Raw genomic sequence first — 15967 nt, forward strand, 5'->3', positions numbered from 1 at the left:
GGTAGTGTGGGGTCTCCCCATGCGAGAGTAGGACACTGCCAGGCATCAAACAAAGCCGAAAGCCCTGAACTGACGTTCAGGGCTTTTTGCTGTGCGTAAAACGCAAAAAAGCGCAGCTACGCTGCGCCTTTCAACCACTCGACAATAAAGTCGGCGATGCTTTCCGGTTGATTGAGATCCAGCTGCTTAGCCGAAATGGATAGCGGTCGATCGCTGGCTACCGCGATGACAAACTGATCCAGCATGTCTTCCAACGGTCTGCCGATCTCGGCCCGATAAAGCTGGATCTTGCTGACCGGCTCATGTTTGAACCCTTCCACCAGAATCAAGTCGACCTTATCGGCGTCAAAGCGCCCAGCCAGATAGCGCAGATCCAAAGGTTGTTGCTCCGGCGTTTCGGTCATTAATGCCCAGCGACGATCGCTGGCGACCAGCGTTTGCTCGGCGCCTGCTTTACGCAGCTCATAGCTGTCTTTACCCGGCGTATCCACATCCATGTCGTGATGCGTATGTTTGATAAGTCCAATCCTTACCTGGCGTTGTTTCAGCAACGGGATCAGCTGTTTGAGCAGGGTCGTTTTCCCCGTTCCGCTGTAGGCGCCGATGGCCAGCAAGGGAGGCAATGAACGATTCATTTTTTGAGCTCTCGCGTTTGTTGCCAATTCAGGCAGTCAGCCGGCGTATTCAGGTTATGAAATGCCGCTTGCTGCCCGCTGAACACTACGCGTTGTGCGCCAATTTGATGCAAGAACAGCATCAGCTTGCGTTCACCGCGCGCCAGATAGTCGGCCAGCTGCGGCGCTATTTGGCTATGCAGTAACGCCAGCGTGGGGTGATCTCGTTCACCATCGCTGGCAAAGGCCGCCTGCGCCGCGCCTTTTTGCTGCCATAGCTGAGCGACTAAGTCGGCGGGAAAGTCGGGGACATCACAAGGGACGAAGACCACCCATTCGCTGGGAGCCTGTTTGAGCCCGGCCAGCATGCCTGCCAGCGGCCCGGCGAAATCGGGCGTCAGATCGCCAATCACCGGCAAACCGCTCGCCTGGTAACGTGCCTGATTGCGATTGGCGCTGATGGCGACGGAAGCCACCTGCGGGCGTAACCGAGCCAATACGTGTTGATAGAGTGCGATCCCGCCAATCGACACCAGGCCTTTGTCTTCACCGCCCATGCGCGTGGCCCGTCCGCCGGCCAAAATGACGCCGCTGATTTCTTTATGCATCTCGTTTATCCCGCCTTGTCGATGCGCTGATTGTAGCGCTAAAGCCGGCGCGACATCAGGATTTACCTTTATTGACAAGCCGGTTCTTTCACTGCGTGGGTAAGCCTGTTACTTTGTGAGTTTATTCATGCTATTGGACGATATTGAGATGAAAACGCATCGCGTAAACGAGTTGATCGAGCTGTTGCACCCGGCCTGGCAGGAAGATCCCGATCTCAATTTGATGCAGTTTTTGCAAAAGCTGGCGAAGGAAGCGGGCTTCCAGGGCGAATTGTCCGAGTTGAGCGACGATATTCTTATTTACCATCTGAAAATGCGCGGCAGCGCCGGCACGGATCAGATCCCGGGCCTGAAGAAAGATTACGAAGAAGATTTTAAAACGGCGTTGCTGCGTGCTCGCGGCGTTATCAAGGATTGATCCTCGTGCGGTGCGAGAAAGCATAGCGCGTGAAATGCGCCATTAATGCTACTATTTCTCATTCCCGGCACCGTGCTGTCAGCGATCAAACGAACGTTATGAATAACTCAGCTTTTAATTTCGACACCCTGTCGCCCGACTTGATCATGGACGCGCTAGAAGGGATTGGCCTGCGCGTCGATTCCGGCCTGACGGCGCTGAACAGCTATGAGAACCGCGTCTATCAGTTTATGGACGAGGATCGTCGACGCTACGTGGTGAAGTTTTACCGCCCGGAGCGCTGGAGCGCCGCACAAATCGGTGAGGAACATCAGTTCGCTCTGGATCTGGCCGGCGCGGAGATCCCGGCGGTGGCGCCGCTGGATCTGCAAGGCGCTACGCTGCATACGCACGGCGGTTTTTTCTTTGCCCTGTTCCCCAGCGTGGGGGGCCGGCAATACGAGATAGACAATCTGGATCAGTTGGAATGGGTAGGCCGTTTTCTGGGGCGTATCCATCAGGTCGGCGGCGAGCGTTTGTTTGCCGAGCGTCCAACCATGGGGATTGAAGAGTATCTTGTTGCCCCGCGTCAGGCGCTGGCCGATTGCGAGCTGTTGCCGGCGGCTCAGCGTGATGCCTTCCTGCAGGCGACGGATAACCTGATTGCGGCGATCAAGCCACACTGGAATCTGAACTGGCAGCCGCGGCGTTTGCACGGCGATTGCCATCCGGGCAATATTCTGTGGCGCGATGGCCCGCTGTTCGTCGATCTTGATGACGCGCGCAACGGCCCTGCGGTTCAGGATCTGTGGATGCTGTTGCACGGCGAACGTCGCGACCAACTGATGCAGCTGGACGTTTTGCTGGAGGCGTACGGCGAATTTGCCGAGTTCGATCAGCGCGAGCTGGCGTTAATTGAGCCACTGCGGGCGATGCGTATGGTGTATTACCTGGCCTGGGTCGCTCGCCGTTGGCAGGATCCGGCCTTCCCTAAGAGTTTTCCGTGGATGGCGGAGTCTGATTTCTGGTTATCTCAGACTGCGGCGTTTAATGAACAGGTTAAGCTGTTGCAGGAGCCTCCTCTGCAGCTGACGCCAATGTATTGAAGCTTTAACACAATGGAGAGTTTAGTCTTATGAAAAAAATATGGTTGGCGCTCGTTGGCATGGTGATGGCATTCAGCGCCTCGGCGGCACAGTTTAGCGATGGCACTCAGTACGTGACCCTGGACAAGCCGGTGACCGGTGAGCCGCAGGTGCTGGAGTTCTTCTCCTTTTACTGCCCACACTGCTACCAGTTTGAGCAGGTCTATCACGTGTCCGAGAACGTAAAAAAAGCGTTGCCTGCCGGCACCAAAATGACCAAGTACCACGTGGAGTTCCTGGGGCCGTTGGGCAAACAGCTGACTCAGGCGTGGGCGGTCGCGATGGCGCTGGGCGTGGAAGACAAAGTAAGCCCGCTGATGTTCGAAGCGGTGCAGAAAACCCAGACCGTGCAAACGCCGGACGATATCCGTAACGTCTTCGTGAAAGCGGGCGTAACCGCCGCAGATTATGACGCGGCCTGGAACAGCTTCGTGGTGAAATCTCTGGTGGTTCAACAGGAGAAAGCCGCAGAAGATCTGCAGCTGCGCGGCGTGCCGGCGGTATTCGTCAACGGCAAATACATGGTTAAAAACGATGGCCTGGACACCAGCTCGATGGACGCTTACGTGAAGCAGTTCGCCGATGTGGTTAAATTCCTCAGCCAGCAGAAATAAGCCTGATTCAACATGAAAAACGCCGGCATCGCCGGCGTTTTTTTATCCGTATTGCCGCTTCAATTTATCCAGCAACCGGTCTTTTTCCTGCCACAGCGTATTCAGCCACAGCTGGAAGCGCCGCTTGAACTGTTTATCGTTGAAATAATCACCGTGCAGGGTTTCATCGATCGGTAGCGTCTCTATTCTCACCACGATACGCGTCAGGCGGCCGCACAGCATATCCAGAAAGGGCCGCTGGTTATTTTCCGGATAAAGCAGGGTGACGTTCAACACTTTGTCGAACTGATTGCCCAGCGCGCTAAGGGTAAACGCGATGCCGGCGGCTTTGGGCGCCAGCAAATTGCGATAAGGTGAATTGCTTTTAATTTTCTTGGCTTCGGTGAAGCGTGAGCCTTCGACGAAATTGACGATGGTGGTTGGGCGCTGGCGGAATTTTTCGCAGGAACGGCGCGTCGTTTCGATATCCTTGCCGCGTTTTTCCGGGTGCTTGAGCAAATAGGCGCGGGAGTAACGCTTCATGAATGGCATGTCCAGCGCCCAGCAGGCCAGGCCGACAAACGGCACCCAGGCGAGCTGCTGCTTGAGGAAATACTTATTCATTGGAATATGATTTCTGAACAGCACGCATAACACGACAATGTCTGACCAACTTTCGTGGTTGCTGATCAGCAGATACCAGTTTTTGCGATCCAACCCTTCCAGCCCTTCAATATCCCAACGCAATTGCCCGTTAATGCGCAATAACAGCGCCAGCCCTTGGCACCAACACCACATCATGAAATCGGCGAAAGCCGAGATATATCGCCAAACGGCGGGAATGGGCACCACGAGTTTCACGATGCCGGCCAGCGTGATGGGGATGGAGCATAACACCGTCACCAGAATGGTAAGTATGACGGAAATGATAAAGATAACAGGCGTTAACAATCTTGGCATGATTATGGGCTGATGGTTGGTGGGAACATCGTTGCATGCCAAAGCGCATGAACAAAAACGCATTTTAACAGAAATCGCCGGGGTAAAGCGCCGCTTAAAATCACTGTTTTTCGTCTCATCGGATAACCATTTGCTGAGTTTTCGTGCAACTTGTCCAGCTTGTGCTATGGTAATTGAGGCGCCGAATTTGATTAATAGTGCGATTAAAATCCGGCGAAAGTTATATCCACAAATCCAATAAAAGCCAATAATTAAGCGTCGCCGGAATTCGTTCTTTTAACGCGGTGATTTAAATAGGAATTTTATTCGCCGTTATAACGATAATCGCAGCGTTATAATTCGGTCTCTTTTCTATGCACAAAGTTATCCACAGGTAAGATCTTGCGGATCCTCGCGCACAATCACATCATTTTCGTCCGCAATGCACGCTAAGGTTCGTCTCCGGCGGCCAGCTATGGCATGCTTACCCCTATGTCCGATCACGATAAAGAAACGCTATGGCCCAGATTGCAGAAAACCCACTAATCCTGGTTGACGGTTCCTCTTACCTCTACCGCGCTTATCACGCCTTCCCGCCGCTGACCAATTCGGCGGGCGAGCCGACCGGCGCGATGTACGGCGTGCTGAATATGCTGCGCAGTCTGCTGTTGCAGTATCAACCGAGCCACGTTGCCGTGGTGTTTGATGCCAAAGGGAAGACCTTCCGCGATGATCTGTTCGCTGAATACAAGTCGCACCGGCCGCCGATGCCGGACGATCTGCGCGCGCAGATCGAGCCGCTGCACAACATGGTCAAGGCGATGGGCCTGCCGCTGTTGGTGACGCCCGGCGTAGAGGCGGATGACGTCATCGGTACGCTGGCGCTGGAGGCCGAAAAGGCCGGCCACGCGGTGCTGATCAGCACCGGCGACAAAGACATGGCGCAGCTGGTGACGCCGAACGTCACCTTGATCAACACCATGAACAACACGATCCTCGGCCCGCAGGAAGTGTGCGACAAGTACGGCATTCCGCCGGAGCTGATCATCGACTTCCTGGCGCTGATGGGCGATTCATCGGACAACATTCCCGGCGTGCCGGGCGTGGGCGAGAAAACCGCCCAGGCGTTGCTACAGGGTATCGGCGGGCTGGATGCGCTGTACGGCAATCTGGAGAACATCGCTACGCTGAGCTTCCGCGGCGCCAAAACCATGGCGGCCAAGCTGGAACAGAATAAAGAGGTCGCGTACCTCTCCTATAAGCTGGCGACGATCAAAACCGACGTCGAGCTGGATCTGACCTGTGCGGACCTGACGGTCTCCGCGCCGGATGTCGACACGCTGCAACAGCTGTTCAAACAGTACGAGTTCAAACGCTGGCTGGCGGACGTAGAAGCCGGCGTCTGGTTGGAAAACAAGAAAGGCGCGGGCGCGAAAGCTGCCGGCACCGCCAAACCAGCCGTAGCCGCGGAAGCGCCGAAAGCGCTGGCGGAGGCCAAGCTGTCTCAGGACGGTTATGTCACCATCCTGGACGAAGCGACCTTTACCGACTGGCTGGCGCGGTTGAAAAAAGCCGACGTGTTTGCCTTCGATACCGAAACCGATGGCCTGGATACCCTGACCGCCAATCTGATCGGCCTGTCCTTTGCGATCGCGCCGGGCGAAGCGGCTTATTTGCCGGTGGCGCACGATTATCTGGATGCGCCGGCGCAGCTGGATCGCGCTTACGTGCTGGAGGCGCTCAAGCCGCTGCTGGAAAACGAGAAAGCGCTCAAGGTCGGGCAAAATCTGAAGTTCGATATGAGCCTGCTGGCGCGTTACGGCATCGAGATGCGCGGCATCGCCTACGACACCATGCTGGAGTCCTATGTGCTGGACAGCGTCGGCGGCCGTCATGATATGGACAGCCTGGCCGATCGTTATCTTGGCCACAAAACCATCACTTTCGAAGAGATCGCCGGCAAGGGCAAGAACCAGCTGACGTTCAATCAGATCGCGCTTGAGCAGGCGGCGCCATACGCTGCCGAAGACGCCGATGTCACGCTGCAGCTGCATTTGGCGATGTGGCCGCAGCTGAAACAGAGCGCGGAACTGCTGACGGTGTTCAACGAGATTGAAATGCCGCTGCTGCCGGTGCTGTCGCATATCGAACGCACCGGGGTGCTGATCGATCCGGCCATTTTATCGGCCCACTCCCAGGAGCTGGCCAAGCGTCTGGCTGAGCTGGAGGCGCAGGCCCACGAGCTGGCGGAAGAGCCGTTCAACCTGGCGTCGACCAAGCAGCTGCAGGCTATCTTGTACGAAAAACAAAAGCTGCCGGTGCTGAAGAAAACCCCGGGCGGGGCGCCATCCACCAATGAAGAAGTGCTGGCCGAGCTGGCGCTCGACTACCCGTTGCCGAAGGTGATTCTGGAATACCGCGGCCTGGCGAAGCTGAAGACCACCTATACCGACAAGCTGCCGCTGATGATCAATCCGGTCAGCGGGCGGGTGCATACCTCGTACCATCAGGCGGTGACCGCCACCGGCCGCCTCTCCTCGAGCGATCCGAACCTGCAGAACATCCCGGTGCGCAACGAAGAAGGGCGGCGCATTCGCCAGGCCTTTATTGCGCCGGAAGGTTACCGCATCGTCGCGGCCGACTACTCGCAGATCGAGCTGCGCATCATGGCGCATCTGTCTCAGGATGAAGGGCTGCTGAAGGCCTTCGCCGAAGGGAAAGACATTCACCGCGCCACGGCGTCGGAAGTTTTCGGCGTGCCGTTGGATAAAGTGACCGGCGAGCAGCGCCGCAGCGCCAAGGCGATTAACTTTGGTTTGATTTACGGCATGAGCGCCTTCGGCCTGGCGCGTCAGCTGGGGATCCCGCGTGGGGAAGCCCAGCGCTATATGGATCTCTACTTCGAACGTTACCCGGGCGTGCTGGATTACATGGAGCGCACCCGTCAGCAGGCTTCCGAGCAGGGCTATGTCAGCACGCTGGACGGCCGCCGTCTGTATCTGCCGGACGTCCGCTCCAGCAATGCCATGCGCCGCAAGGCGGCCGAGCGCGCCGCCATCAACGCCCCGATGCAGGGCACGGCGGCCGATATCATCAAGCGTGCGATGATCGAGGTCGACGCCTGGCTGCAGGGGCAGGAGAAGCCGTTGGTGCGCGCGATCATGCAGGTGCACGATGAATTGGTGTTCGAGGTGCACGAGTCGGTGATCGATGAAGCCAGCCAACGTATCCGCCAACTGATGGAAGGCAGCATGACGCTGGCGGTGCCGCTGAAGGTCGATGTGGGCGTCGGCATGAACTGGGATGAGGCGCACTGATCGCCGGGTTATCGCCGTATGCGCTAACTGGCGAGAAGCTAAGCACTTTTCGTAATTAAGCTACAAGATGCGGCGATAGTTTCCCCAACTTCGCCGTTCTTGTGTCTCAAATTGTGTAAGTAAACTACAAAAAATTCTTTTGCCCTGCGAAAAAATGATGTAGAGTTACAGGCGTAGGGTACAGAGGTAAGATGTTCTATCTTTCAGACCTTTTACTTCACGTAATCGGATTTGGCTGAATATTTAGCCGCCCCAGTCAGTATTGACTGGGGCGTTTTTTATTGTAAAAACAGCAGCAAACCATACGTTTTTCCTATCGCTCAGCCCCGACTTTCATTTCAACTTCCGCTCCCTCAATCCGCGTAATTCGGCGAAACAAGCCCGTTTTGGCGATAAGTCTTTATGATGGCTTTATTTCAAAAATGTAATTAGATAACGAAAAATCCCGCCTGCGGCCGATCTGCGGGCATAAAAAAGCCGATGCGGCGAGGCATCGGCTCAAACGTGCGATCAGGGCTTATTCGCCGATGTCTTCTTCCGGCAGCACTTCCGGCGGGATCTCGTTAAACCAGGTGTCCAGCTTCTGGCGCAGCTTGTCGACGCCGATCTTTTTCAGCGATGAGAAGGCTTCGACCTGGATATCCCCCATAAACGGCAGCACCGCTTCACGCACCGTGTTGAGCTGTGCCTTGCGTGCACCGGAGGCCAGCTTGTCGGCCTTGGTCAGCAACACCAGCACCGGCGTGCCGACGTCGACCGCCCACTGGATCATCTGCTGGTCGAGATCTTTCAGCGGATGGCGGATATCCATTAGCACCACCAGCCCTTTCAGGCTGTTGCGCATCTGCAGGTATTCGCCCAGCGCGCGTTGCCATTTGCGCTTCATTTCTTCCGGCACTTCGGCGTAGCCATAACCCGGCAGGTCAACCAGACGAATGCCGTCTTCCACTTCGAACAGGTTAATCAGCTGGGTGCGCCCCGGCGTCTTACTGGTGCGCGCCAGGCTTTTTTGGTTGGTCAGTGTATTCAGAGCGCTGGATTTACCGGCGTTGGAACGGCCGGCAAAGGCGACTTCAATTCCTGCATCCCCCGGAAGATGGCGAATATCGGGTGCGCTGGTGACGAAATGGGTCACATGATAGTTGTAGTTCTTGCTGGTCAAAATTTTTCGTCTCCGTGAGGATGGCTAACTGGTTGGCGATTATAACTGCATCAGCGGTAAAAATGGCGTGTTTCTCCGTTTTTAAGCGGCGGGGCGCGATAAAACGACGGTTAAGCTGCTCGTACGTTGTGAGACATTTGCCATTCGAATCGCGGGTAATGTCGCTTTATTCGAAAGCGATATTTATTTTTCTTTTTTTAAAACAATGTGTTGTTTTTTCGTTGTGTGGAAATGTCAGTCAAATCGGCCTCCGGTGCCTTGAGCCTTCGCAACAATAACGTAAAGTACTCGTTAACGCAGGGTTGCGCAGGATTAGGGAACATCCGGGAAGGATGACAAATCTCAGGGAATGCACAGGGCGTGCAATGAGTGCCAGGATGAACGCAAAAGGAAGTGACCCTTTCGCACCGGAATAGGCGGCAGGCACATTGGATGGTGAAGTATCGGCAGTTTGGATGCCCGCAGGAAGCGCGCTCGGGAAGAGCGGATGCGAATGGATTGCGCCATGGACGATTTTCCTTTCAGGATGAAGGACGTAGTGGCAGGGAATGCGGTTATAGCAGAAGGAAAAACCGGGATGTTGCATGTACGCAAGGAGCGCGTAACAGGAATACCCTTCGCAAGAAGGTGCGAAATAGGCGGCAGGTTTAACCTGCCGCCTTTTTTCTTTGTCCGCTTTCTGCTAGATTCCGCCGCAATTCTATACTGAATCTACATACCTAAGAGCACACGCTATGAACCAGCCATCAAAAGCACCTCGCGGCAGCGCGGCGAAGTCAAAAACGAAAAAGAAAAGCCGTATGGAGCTCGATCAGGAAGCGCGTGAGCGCAAACGCCTGAAAAAACGCCGCGGCCACGCTTCCGGTTCGCGCACTCAGGTCGAGTCCGGCAGCCAGAAAAACAAATCGGCGGCGGAAGCCAAAGATCCGCGTATCGGCAGTAAAGTGCCGGTTGCGCTGGTGGTCGACGAAACCAAAGTGAAGGCCAAACCGCAGCCGAAGCCAAAGGCCGAAGCGAAACCGCGCCTGTCGCCGGAAGAAGAGCTGGCGAAGCTGGAAAATGACGAACGTCTGAACGCGCTGCTGGATCGCATCGACGATGGCGAAACGCTGAACGCGCAAGAGCAGGCGTATGTCGACAAGACGCTGGATCGCATCGATGTGCTGATGGACGTGCTGGGCATCGAGCTGGGCGATGAAGACGACGAGGAAGAAGAGGAGAAGCAGGAAGATATTCTGAAGCTGCTGAAAGGCGGCAACCCGAAGGACGCTTTTTAACGCGCCATGTGGCTGATCCCGACAATAGCCCTACTCTTGATGTGTTATCTGCTGTGGTTATTCGGTAAACTATGGCGGCTGTCTAAGCGCAAAGCGCGTTTTCGCAGCGCTTCCGTGGCCAGACAGCGCAGACAACCGCCTCTCTCCCGGCCCGGTAGAAAAAGATATCGGAAGGAGTGAGCATGTCAGAGCAGACGATTGTCTGGGATTTGGCCCTGATCCAAAAATATAACTACTCAGGGCCGCGTTATACCTCATACCCCACGGCGCTGGAGTTTAACCAGCGCTACGACGAAGCGGCGTTTCAACGCGCCGCGGCGCGCTACCCTGAGCGCCCGCTGTCGCTGTACGTGCATATCCCTTTCTGCCATAAGCTGTGCTACTTCTGCGGCTGCAACAAACTGGTGACGCGTCAGACGCACAAGGCCGATGAATACCTGAATGTCCTGGCGCAAGAGATCGCCAGCCGTGCGCCGCTGTTCGCCGGCCGCAAGGTTGGCCAGATGCACTGGGGCGGCGGTACGCCAACCTACCTGGACAAGGCGCAAATCAGCCGGCTGGTGGCGCTGCTGCGCGAACATTTTGATTTTCTGCCCGATGCGGAGATGTCGATCGAAGTCGATCCGCGCGAGATAGCGCTGGATGTGCTCGATCATTTACGCGCCGAAGGCTTTAACCGCCTGAGCATGGGGGTGCAGGATTTCAACAAGCAGGTGCAGGCGTTGGTCAACCGCGAGCAGGATGAAGCCTTTATCTTCGCCCTGATCGAGCGGGCCAAAGCGTTGGGCTTCCGCTCGACCAATATCGATCTGATCTACGGCCTGCCGAAACAGACGCCGGAAAGCTTCGCCTTCACGCTGCAGCGGGTGGCTGAACTGAATCCCGATCGCCTCAGCGTGTTCAACTACGCGCATATGCCGAATTTATTCGCCGCCCAGCGCAAAATCAAAGACGCCGATCTGCCCAGCGCGCAGCAGAAGCTGGATATCCTGCAGCAGAGCATCGCGTTCCTGACTGACGCCGGCTATCAGTTTATCGGCATGGATCACTTTGCACGCCCGGACGATGAGCTGGCGATTGCGCAACGCGAAGGCAAGCTGCACCGCAATTTCCAGGGCTACACCACCCAGGGCGACAGCGATCTGCTGGGGTTGGGCGTGTCGGCCATCAGCATGCTCGGCGACAGCTATGCGCAGAACCAGAAAGAGCTGAAGCGTTACTATGAGAGCGTACCGGCGCAGGGCAACGCCCTGTGGCGCGGGTTGGCGCTGACGGACGACGATTGCCTGCGGCGCGATCTGATCAAAACGTTGATCTGCAACTTCCGGTTGGCGTATCAGCCGCTTGAACGGCAATACGGCATCGATTTCACCGCTTACTTCGCCGAAGACCTGCAGCTGCTGGCGCCGTTTGAACGCGATGGGCTGGTGGAGCGCGACGAGCAAGGCATTCGCGTCACGCCGCGCGGGCGGTTGCTGATCCGCAATATCTGCATGTGCTTCGACCGTTATCTGCGGCAACAGGCGCGCAGCCAGCAGTTCTCTCGGGTGATCTGAGGATGAAAAAACAGCCGCTGATGCGGCTGTTTTTTTAACTGAAGAAGTTAATCAGCGCGGCGCACAACACCGCGGCGACCGCCGCCTGCGGGGTGTGGCTGGCGGCGGAGCCCAGCTCCGCGCCCTGAGAAATGAACACGATGAATGAGTCCAGCATCGTCAACCTCCAGAGTGTGCGACACGATCATACTGCGCCCGCACCGGCTGTAAAGTCTGCGGTTGGCGTTTTTTTGTGCGCCGGGCTGCGTTTTTTATCATCAACCTAAGCGCCTATTCCATGCCCAGTTCTTTGAGCTTGCGGGTCAGGGTATTGCGGCCCCAGCCCAGCAGGCGTGCGGCTTCCTGTTTGTGCCCCTGGGTGTGACGCAAGGCGGTGGTGAGCAGTGTACGCTCCATCTCCGGCTGCGCTTCCGACAGCAGATTTTGATGACCGGAACGCAGCGCGCGATCGGCCCACTGCGCCAGCAGCGTGGCCCAACTGTCCGGCAGGCTGTGGCTGGGGCTCTCCGGCGCGGCGGTTTCGAACAGTTCGCTCGGCAGATCCTGAATCAGCACCTCTTGCCCGGCGGCCATCACCGTCAGCCAGCGGCAGGTATTCTCCAGCTGGCGCACGTTCCCCGGCCAGGGCAGGCGGGTCAGCGCGGTTTCGGTTTCCGGATGCAGGTTCTTGGCCTCTACGCCCAGCTCCTTGGCGGCGATCTGCAGGAAGTGGCGCGCCAGCCGCGGGATGTCTTCCCGGCGCTCGCGCAGCGGCGGCAGGTGTACGCGGATCACGTTCAGGCGGTGGAACAGATCCTCGCGGAACTTGCCTTCCTGTACCCGTAATTCCAGGTTCTGGTGCGTGGCGGCGATGATGCGCACGTCGACCTTCACCGGCGCATAGCCGCCGACCCGGTAGAACTGGCCGTCCGCCAGCACCCGCAGCAGGCGCGTTTGCACGTCGAGCGGCATATCGCCGATCTCGTCGAGGAACAGCGTGCCGCCGTCGGCCTGTTCAAAGCGCCCCTGACGGATTTGGTTCGCGCCGGTGAAGGCGCCTTTCTCGTGGCCGAACAGCTCGGACTCAATCAGATCCTTGGGAATAGCGGCCATGTTCAGGGCGATGAACGGCGACTTGGCGCGCGGGCTGTGGCGGTGCAGCGCATGTGCCACCAGTTCCTTGCCGGTGCCGGATTCGCCGTTGATCAGCACGCTGATCGACGAACGCGACAGCCGGCCGATGATGCGAAACACGTCCTGCATCGCCGGCGCTTCGCCGATGATGTCCGCCGCCGGATCGCTGGCCGGCTGGCTGCGCACCGGCTGCTGCTGCTCTTGATAATGGCTGATGGCGCGCTCGACCAGCGCCACCGCTTCGTCGATGTCGAACGGTTTCGGCAGGTAGTCGAAGGCCCCTTGCTGATAGGCGCTGACGGCCGCATCCAAATCCGAATGCGCGGTCATGATGATCACCGGCAGCATCGGGTGGCGCTGTTTGATCTGCTTGAGCAGCGCCAGACCATCGATACCCGGCATACGGATATCGGACAGCAACACGTCGGGAGTTTGCGTGGCCAAGGCTTCCAGCACGTCATTGCCGCCTTCGAAGGTGGCGCAGCTCATGCCCGCGCCGGTGAGCGCGCGCTCAAGCACCCAGCGGATGGAGCTATCGTCATCGACGATCCAGACTATCCCTCGTTGCATTGCAAACCTCACTGACGAATGGGCAGGTAGACCGAGAATTCGGTATGACCTGGCCAACTGTTGAACTCAATTTTTCCGCAATGCTGATCGATCAGATTGCGGGCGATGGATAATCCCAGGCCGGTACCGCCTTCACGGCCGCTGACCATCGGGTAGAACAGCGTGTCCTGCAGCTGCGCCGGCACGCCGGGGCCGTCATCTTCGACATCGATACGCGCCGCCAGGCGATAGCGGGTGCCGTGCAACGTTATCTGAAACGCGGTGCGGGTGCGCAGCGTAATGGTGCCGCCCGCCTCGCCCAAGGCCTGCAGCGCATTGCGGGTGATGTTCAGCAGCACCTGTTCTATCTGATCCGGGTCGTGGGCCATTTCCGGCAGGCTGGGATCGTAGTCGCGCACCAGCGTGACGTTATCCGGCATTTCCAGCGACACCAGCTGGCAGACGCGCTCCGCGACCTGATGGATGCTCTGGGTGATGTGCTGACCGGGGCGCTGCGGCCCGAGCAGACGATCCACCAGATTGCGCAGCCGATCGGCCTGCTCAATGATCACCTTGGTGTATTCGGTCAGCGCCGGATCGGGCAGCGCTTTGGCCAGCAGCTGTGCCGCGCCGCGCAGGCCGCCCAGCGGGTTTTTAATCTCGTGCGCCAAACCGCGTACCAGATCGCGGGCGGCCACCTGTTGGGCATGCTGCAGCTGTTCCTGGCTCAGGCGGCGCTGATTGTCCATCGGCGCCAGCTCGACCAGGATATAGCCTTCCGGCAGCGCCTGAGCGGTCAGGGAAAGAATATGCGCGCGGCCATCGACCACCAGGGTCACTTCGTTGTCGGTGAAGCCCTGACCGGCGCGCAGGCTTTCACGCATCAGAGAGACGTTCAGCGAAAAATAGCCGAGCAGATCGGGCAGCGGCGTGCCGAACAGCTTACGGGAGCTTTGCGCCAGCAGCTGCTGTGCCGCAGGGTTGGCGTAGTGAACCGCCAGTGAGTCATCCAACAGCAGGATGCTGTTGATGAGTGAATTGAGGATCTGCCCAGCATCGGGCAGCTTGCCAGTTGCCATACAGCAGACTCCTGCACCTTTTTAGTGCATCTATCCTACTCCATCCGGGATCGGCGCGGTATGGAATAGTTTTGCAGAAAATACGGTGGAGAAAAAAACCCATCCGAAGATGGGCTGAAAGTTTCCACGGCAACAAAAAAGCGATAACAAAAATTGTGGGCGCCGTCCGCCTTTGCAGACGGCGCGGGTAGGGCTTAGACGCTGTAGTACAGTTCGAACTCGACCGGGTGTGGCGTCATGCGAACGCGGTCCATCTCTTCTTTGCGCAGTTCGATGTAGGCATCGATCGCATCGTCGGTGAACACGCCGCCGCGGGTCAGGAACTCGCGGTCTTCGTTCAGCGCGGCCATCGCCTCGTCCAGCGAGCCGGCCACTTTTGGGATCTCGGCTTCTTCTTCCGGCGGCAGGTCGTACAGGTTTTTGTCCATGGCGTCGCCAGGGTGGATCTTGTTGATGATGCCGTCCAGGCCGGCCATCAGCAGTGCGGCGAAGCACAGGTATGGGTTAGCCGCCGGATCCGGGAAGCGGGCTTCGATGCGGCGCGCTTTCGGGCTGGCGACCACCGGGATGCGGATGGACGCGGAGCGGTTACGGGCGGAGTAGGCCAGCATCACCGGCGCTTCGTAGCCCGGCACCAGACGTTTGTACGAGTTGGTGGTCGGGTTTGCCAACGCGTTGATCGCCTTGGCGTGCTTGATGATGCCGCCGATGTAGAACAGCGCGGTTTCAGACAGGCCGCCGTATTTGTCGCCGGCAAACAGGTTGGTGCCGTTCTTGGACAGCGACATGTGGCAGTGCATGCCGGAACCGTTGTCGCCGAACATGGGTTTCGGCATGAAGGTCGCGGTTTTACCGAAGGCGTGCGCCACGTTGTGCACCACGTACTTGTAGATCTGAATTTCGTCGGCTTTCTTGGTCATGGTGTTGAAGCGGGTCGCCACTTCGTTCTGACCGGCGGTCGCCACTTCGTGGTGGTGCGCTTCAACCACCAGGCCCATCTCTTCCATGGTCAGACACATGGTGGAACGCAAATCCTGCGAAGAGTCGACCGGTGGAACCGGGAAATAACCGCCTTTCACCGCCGGACGGTGGCCTTTGTTGCCGCCGTCGTATTGGGTACCGGAGTTCCAGGCGCCTTCGATGTCGTCGATGGCCACGTGGGAACCGCGGATGCTGCTGCCGAAGCGGATGTCGTCGAACAGGAAGAACTCAGGCTCTGGCCCGAACAGCACGGTGTCCGCGATGCCGGAGGAGCGCAGGAAGTCTTCGGCGCGTTTGGAGATGGAGCGCGGGTCGCGATCGTAGCCTTGCATTGTGCCCGGCTCGAGAATGTCGCAGCGAATGATCAGCGTAGGTTCTTCGAAGAACGGATCCAGAACCGCCGTGCTGGCATCCGGCATCAGTACCATGTCAGATTCGTTGATGCCCTTCCAACCACCGATAGAGGAGCCGTCAAACATTTTGCCTTCTTCGAAGAAGTCGGCGTTTACCTGATGAGCCGGGATAGTCACGTGCTGTTCCTTACCCTTGGTGTCAGTGAAACGCAGGTCTACGAATTTCACTTCATGCTCATTCAGCATCGTCAAAACGTGTTCAGCGGACATACTTAACTCTCCCG

At 57.6% G+C, this 15967-nt stretch carries 14 protein-coding genes; 6 read left to right on the forward strand and 8 right to left on the reverse strand.

Annotation, left to right across the window (positions count from 1 at the left end):
* Positions 1–116 precede the first annotated feature (116 nt).
* The gene (gene mobB / locus ACSBQV_RS22355) at positions 117–635 is read right to left on the reverse strand and encodes a molybdopterin-guanine dinucleotide biosynthesis protein MobB (RefSeq protein ID WP_099784808.1); all 519 of its coding nucleotides are present in this window, start codon (positions 633–635) and stop codon (positions 117–119) included.
* A complete protein-coding gene (gene mobA, locus ACSBQV_RS22360; RefSeq protein WP_033645168.1) occupies positions 632–1222 on the reverse strand; it encodes a molybdenum cofactor guanylyltransferase MobA in 591 nt (196 codons plus the stop codon). The genes mobB and mobA overlap by 4 nt, the downstream gene beginning before the upstream one ends.
* Before the next feature lie 148 nt (positions 1223–1370).
* On the opposite strand from mobA, the gene ACSBQV_RS22365 reads away from it, so the two are divergent.
* The 3 genes from ACSBQV_RS22365 to dsbA all read left to right on the forward strand — a co-directional run bounded on the left by ACSBQV_RS22365 (position 1371) and on the right by dsbA (position 3378).
* Positions 1371–1640, forward strand: coding sequence for a YihD family protein (locus ACSBQV_RS22365; protein ID WP_004931268.1), 270 nt, complete (start codon positions 1371–1373; stop codon positions 1638–1640).
* 98 nt (positions 1641–1738) lie between these two features.
* A complete protein-coding gene (locus ACSBQV_RS22370; protein WP_099784806.1) occupies positions 1739–2725 on the forward strand; it encodes a serine/threonine protein kinase in 987 nt (328 codons plus the stop codon).
* Between the two features lie 29 nt (positions 2726–2754).
* Positions 2755–3378: a thiol:disulfide interchange protein DsbA gene (gene dsbA, locus ACSBQV_RS22375; protein ID WP_025304721.1), complete on the forward strand. Its 624-nt coding sequence runs from the start codon at positions 2755–2757 to the stop codon at positions 3376–3378.
* Between the two features lie 42 nt (positions 3379–3420).
* Here the strand turns inward: dsbA and ACSBQV_RS22380 are convergent, their stop codons facing one another.
* Positions 3421–4317, reverse strand: coding sequence for an acyltransferase (locus tag ACSBQV_RS22380; protein ID WP_033645170.1), 897 nt, complete (start codon positions 4315–4317; stop codon positions 3421–3423).
* Between the two features lie 497 nt (positions 4318–4814).
* On the opposite strand from ACSBQV_RS22380, the gene polA reads away from it, so the two are divergent.
* Positions 4815–7613 carry a DNA polymerase I gene (gene polA / locus ACSBQV_RS22385; RefSeq protein ID WP_099784804.1) on the forward strand — a complete coding sequence of 933 codons (2799 nt, stop codon included), beginning with the start codon at positions 4815–4817 and terminating at the stop codon, positions 7611–7613.
* A 517-nt stretch (positions 7614–8130) separates the two neighbouring features.
* Here polA and yihA read toward each other — a convergent pair.
* The gene (yihA, locus tag ACSBQV_RS22390) at positions 8131–8775 is read right to left on the reverse strand and encodes a ribosome biogenesis GTP-binding protein YihA/YsxC (protein ID WP_099784802.1); all 645 of its coding nucleotides are present in this window, start codon (positions 8773–8775) and stop codon (positions 8131–8133) included.
* A gap of 734 nt (positions 8776–9509) precedes the next feature.
* On the opposite strand from yihA, the gene yihI reads away from it, so the two are divergent.
* Entirely contained in the window at positions 9510–10052 is a 543-nt protein-coding gene (gene yihI / locus ACSBQV_RS22395) for a Der GTPase-activating protein YihI (RefSeq protein WP_015379455.1), read from the forward strand.
* Positions 10053–10234: 182 nt separating this feature from the next.
* The gene (gene hemN / locus ACSBQV_RS22400) at positions 10235–11608 is read left to right on the forward strand and encodes an oxygen-independent coproporphyrinogen III oxidase (protein ID WP_042785602.1); all 1374 of its coding nucleotides are present in this window, start codon (positions 10235–10237) and stop codon (positions 11606–11608) included.
* Positions 11609–11642: 34 nt separating this feature from the next.
* Here the strand turns inward: hemN and ACSBQV_RS22405 are convergent, their stop codons facing one another.
* From ACSBQV_RS22405 to glnA, 4 genes are all read right to left on the reverse strand, one after another.
* Positions 11643–11765, reverse strand: a complete 123-nt coding sequence (locus ACSBQV_RS22405; protein ID WP_015379453.1) for a YshB family small membrane protein — start codon at positions 11763–11765, stop codon at positions 11643–11645.
* 113 nt (positions 11766–11878) lie between these two features.
* On the reverse strand, positions 11879–13291 hold the full coding sequence (glnG, locus tag ACSBQV_RS22410; RefSeq protein WP_033652266.1) for a nitrogen regulation protein NR(I): 1413 nt from the start codon (positions 13289–13291) through the stop codon (positions 11879–11881).
* A gap of 8 nt (positions 13292–13299) precedes the next feature.
* Positions 13300–14349, reverse strand: coding sequence for a nitrogen regulation protein NR(II) (glnL, locus tag ACSBQV_RS22415; protein ID WP_004931246.1), 1050 nt, complete (start codon positions 14347–14349; stop codon positions 13300–13302).
* Positions 14350–14543: 194 nt separating this feature from the next.
* Positions 14544–15953, reverse strand: a complete 1410-nt coding sequence (gene glnA / locus ACSBQV_RS22420; RefSeq protein WP_033645173.1) for a glutamate--ammonia ligase — start codon at positions 15951–15953, stop codon at positions 14544–14546.
* Positions 15954–15967: the final 14 nt, after the last annotated feature.

Source organism: Serratia sp. B501 (assembly GCF_051172315.1).
In the GTDB taxonomy this organism is placed as follows: Bacteria; Pseudomonadota; Gammaproteobacteria; order Enterobacterales; family Enterobacteriaceae; genus Serratia; species Serratia ureilytica.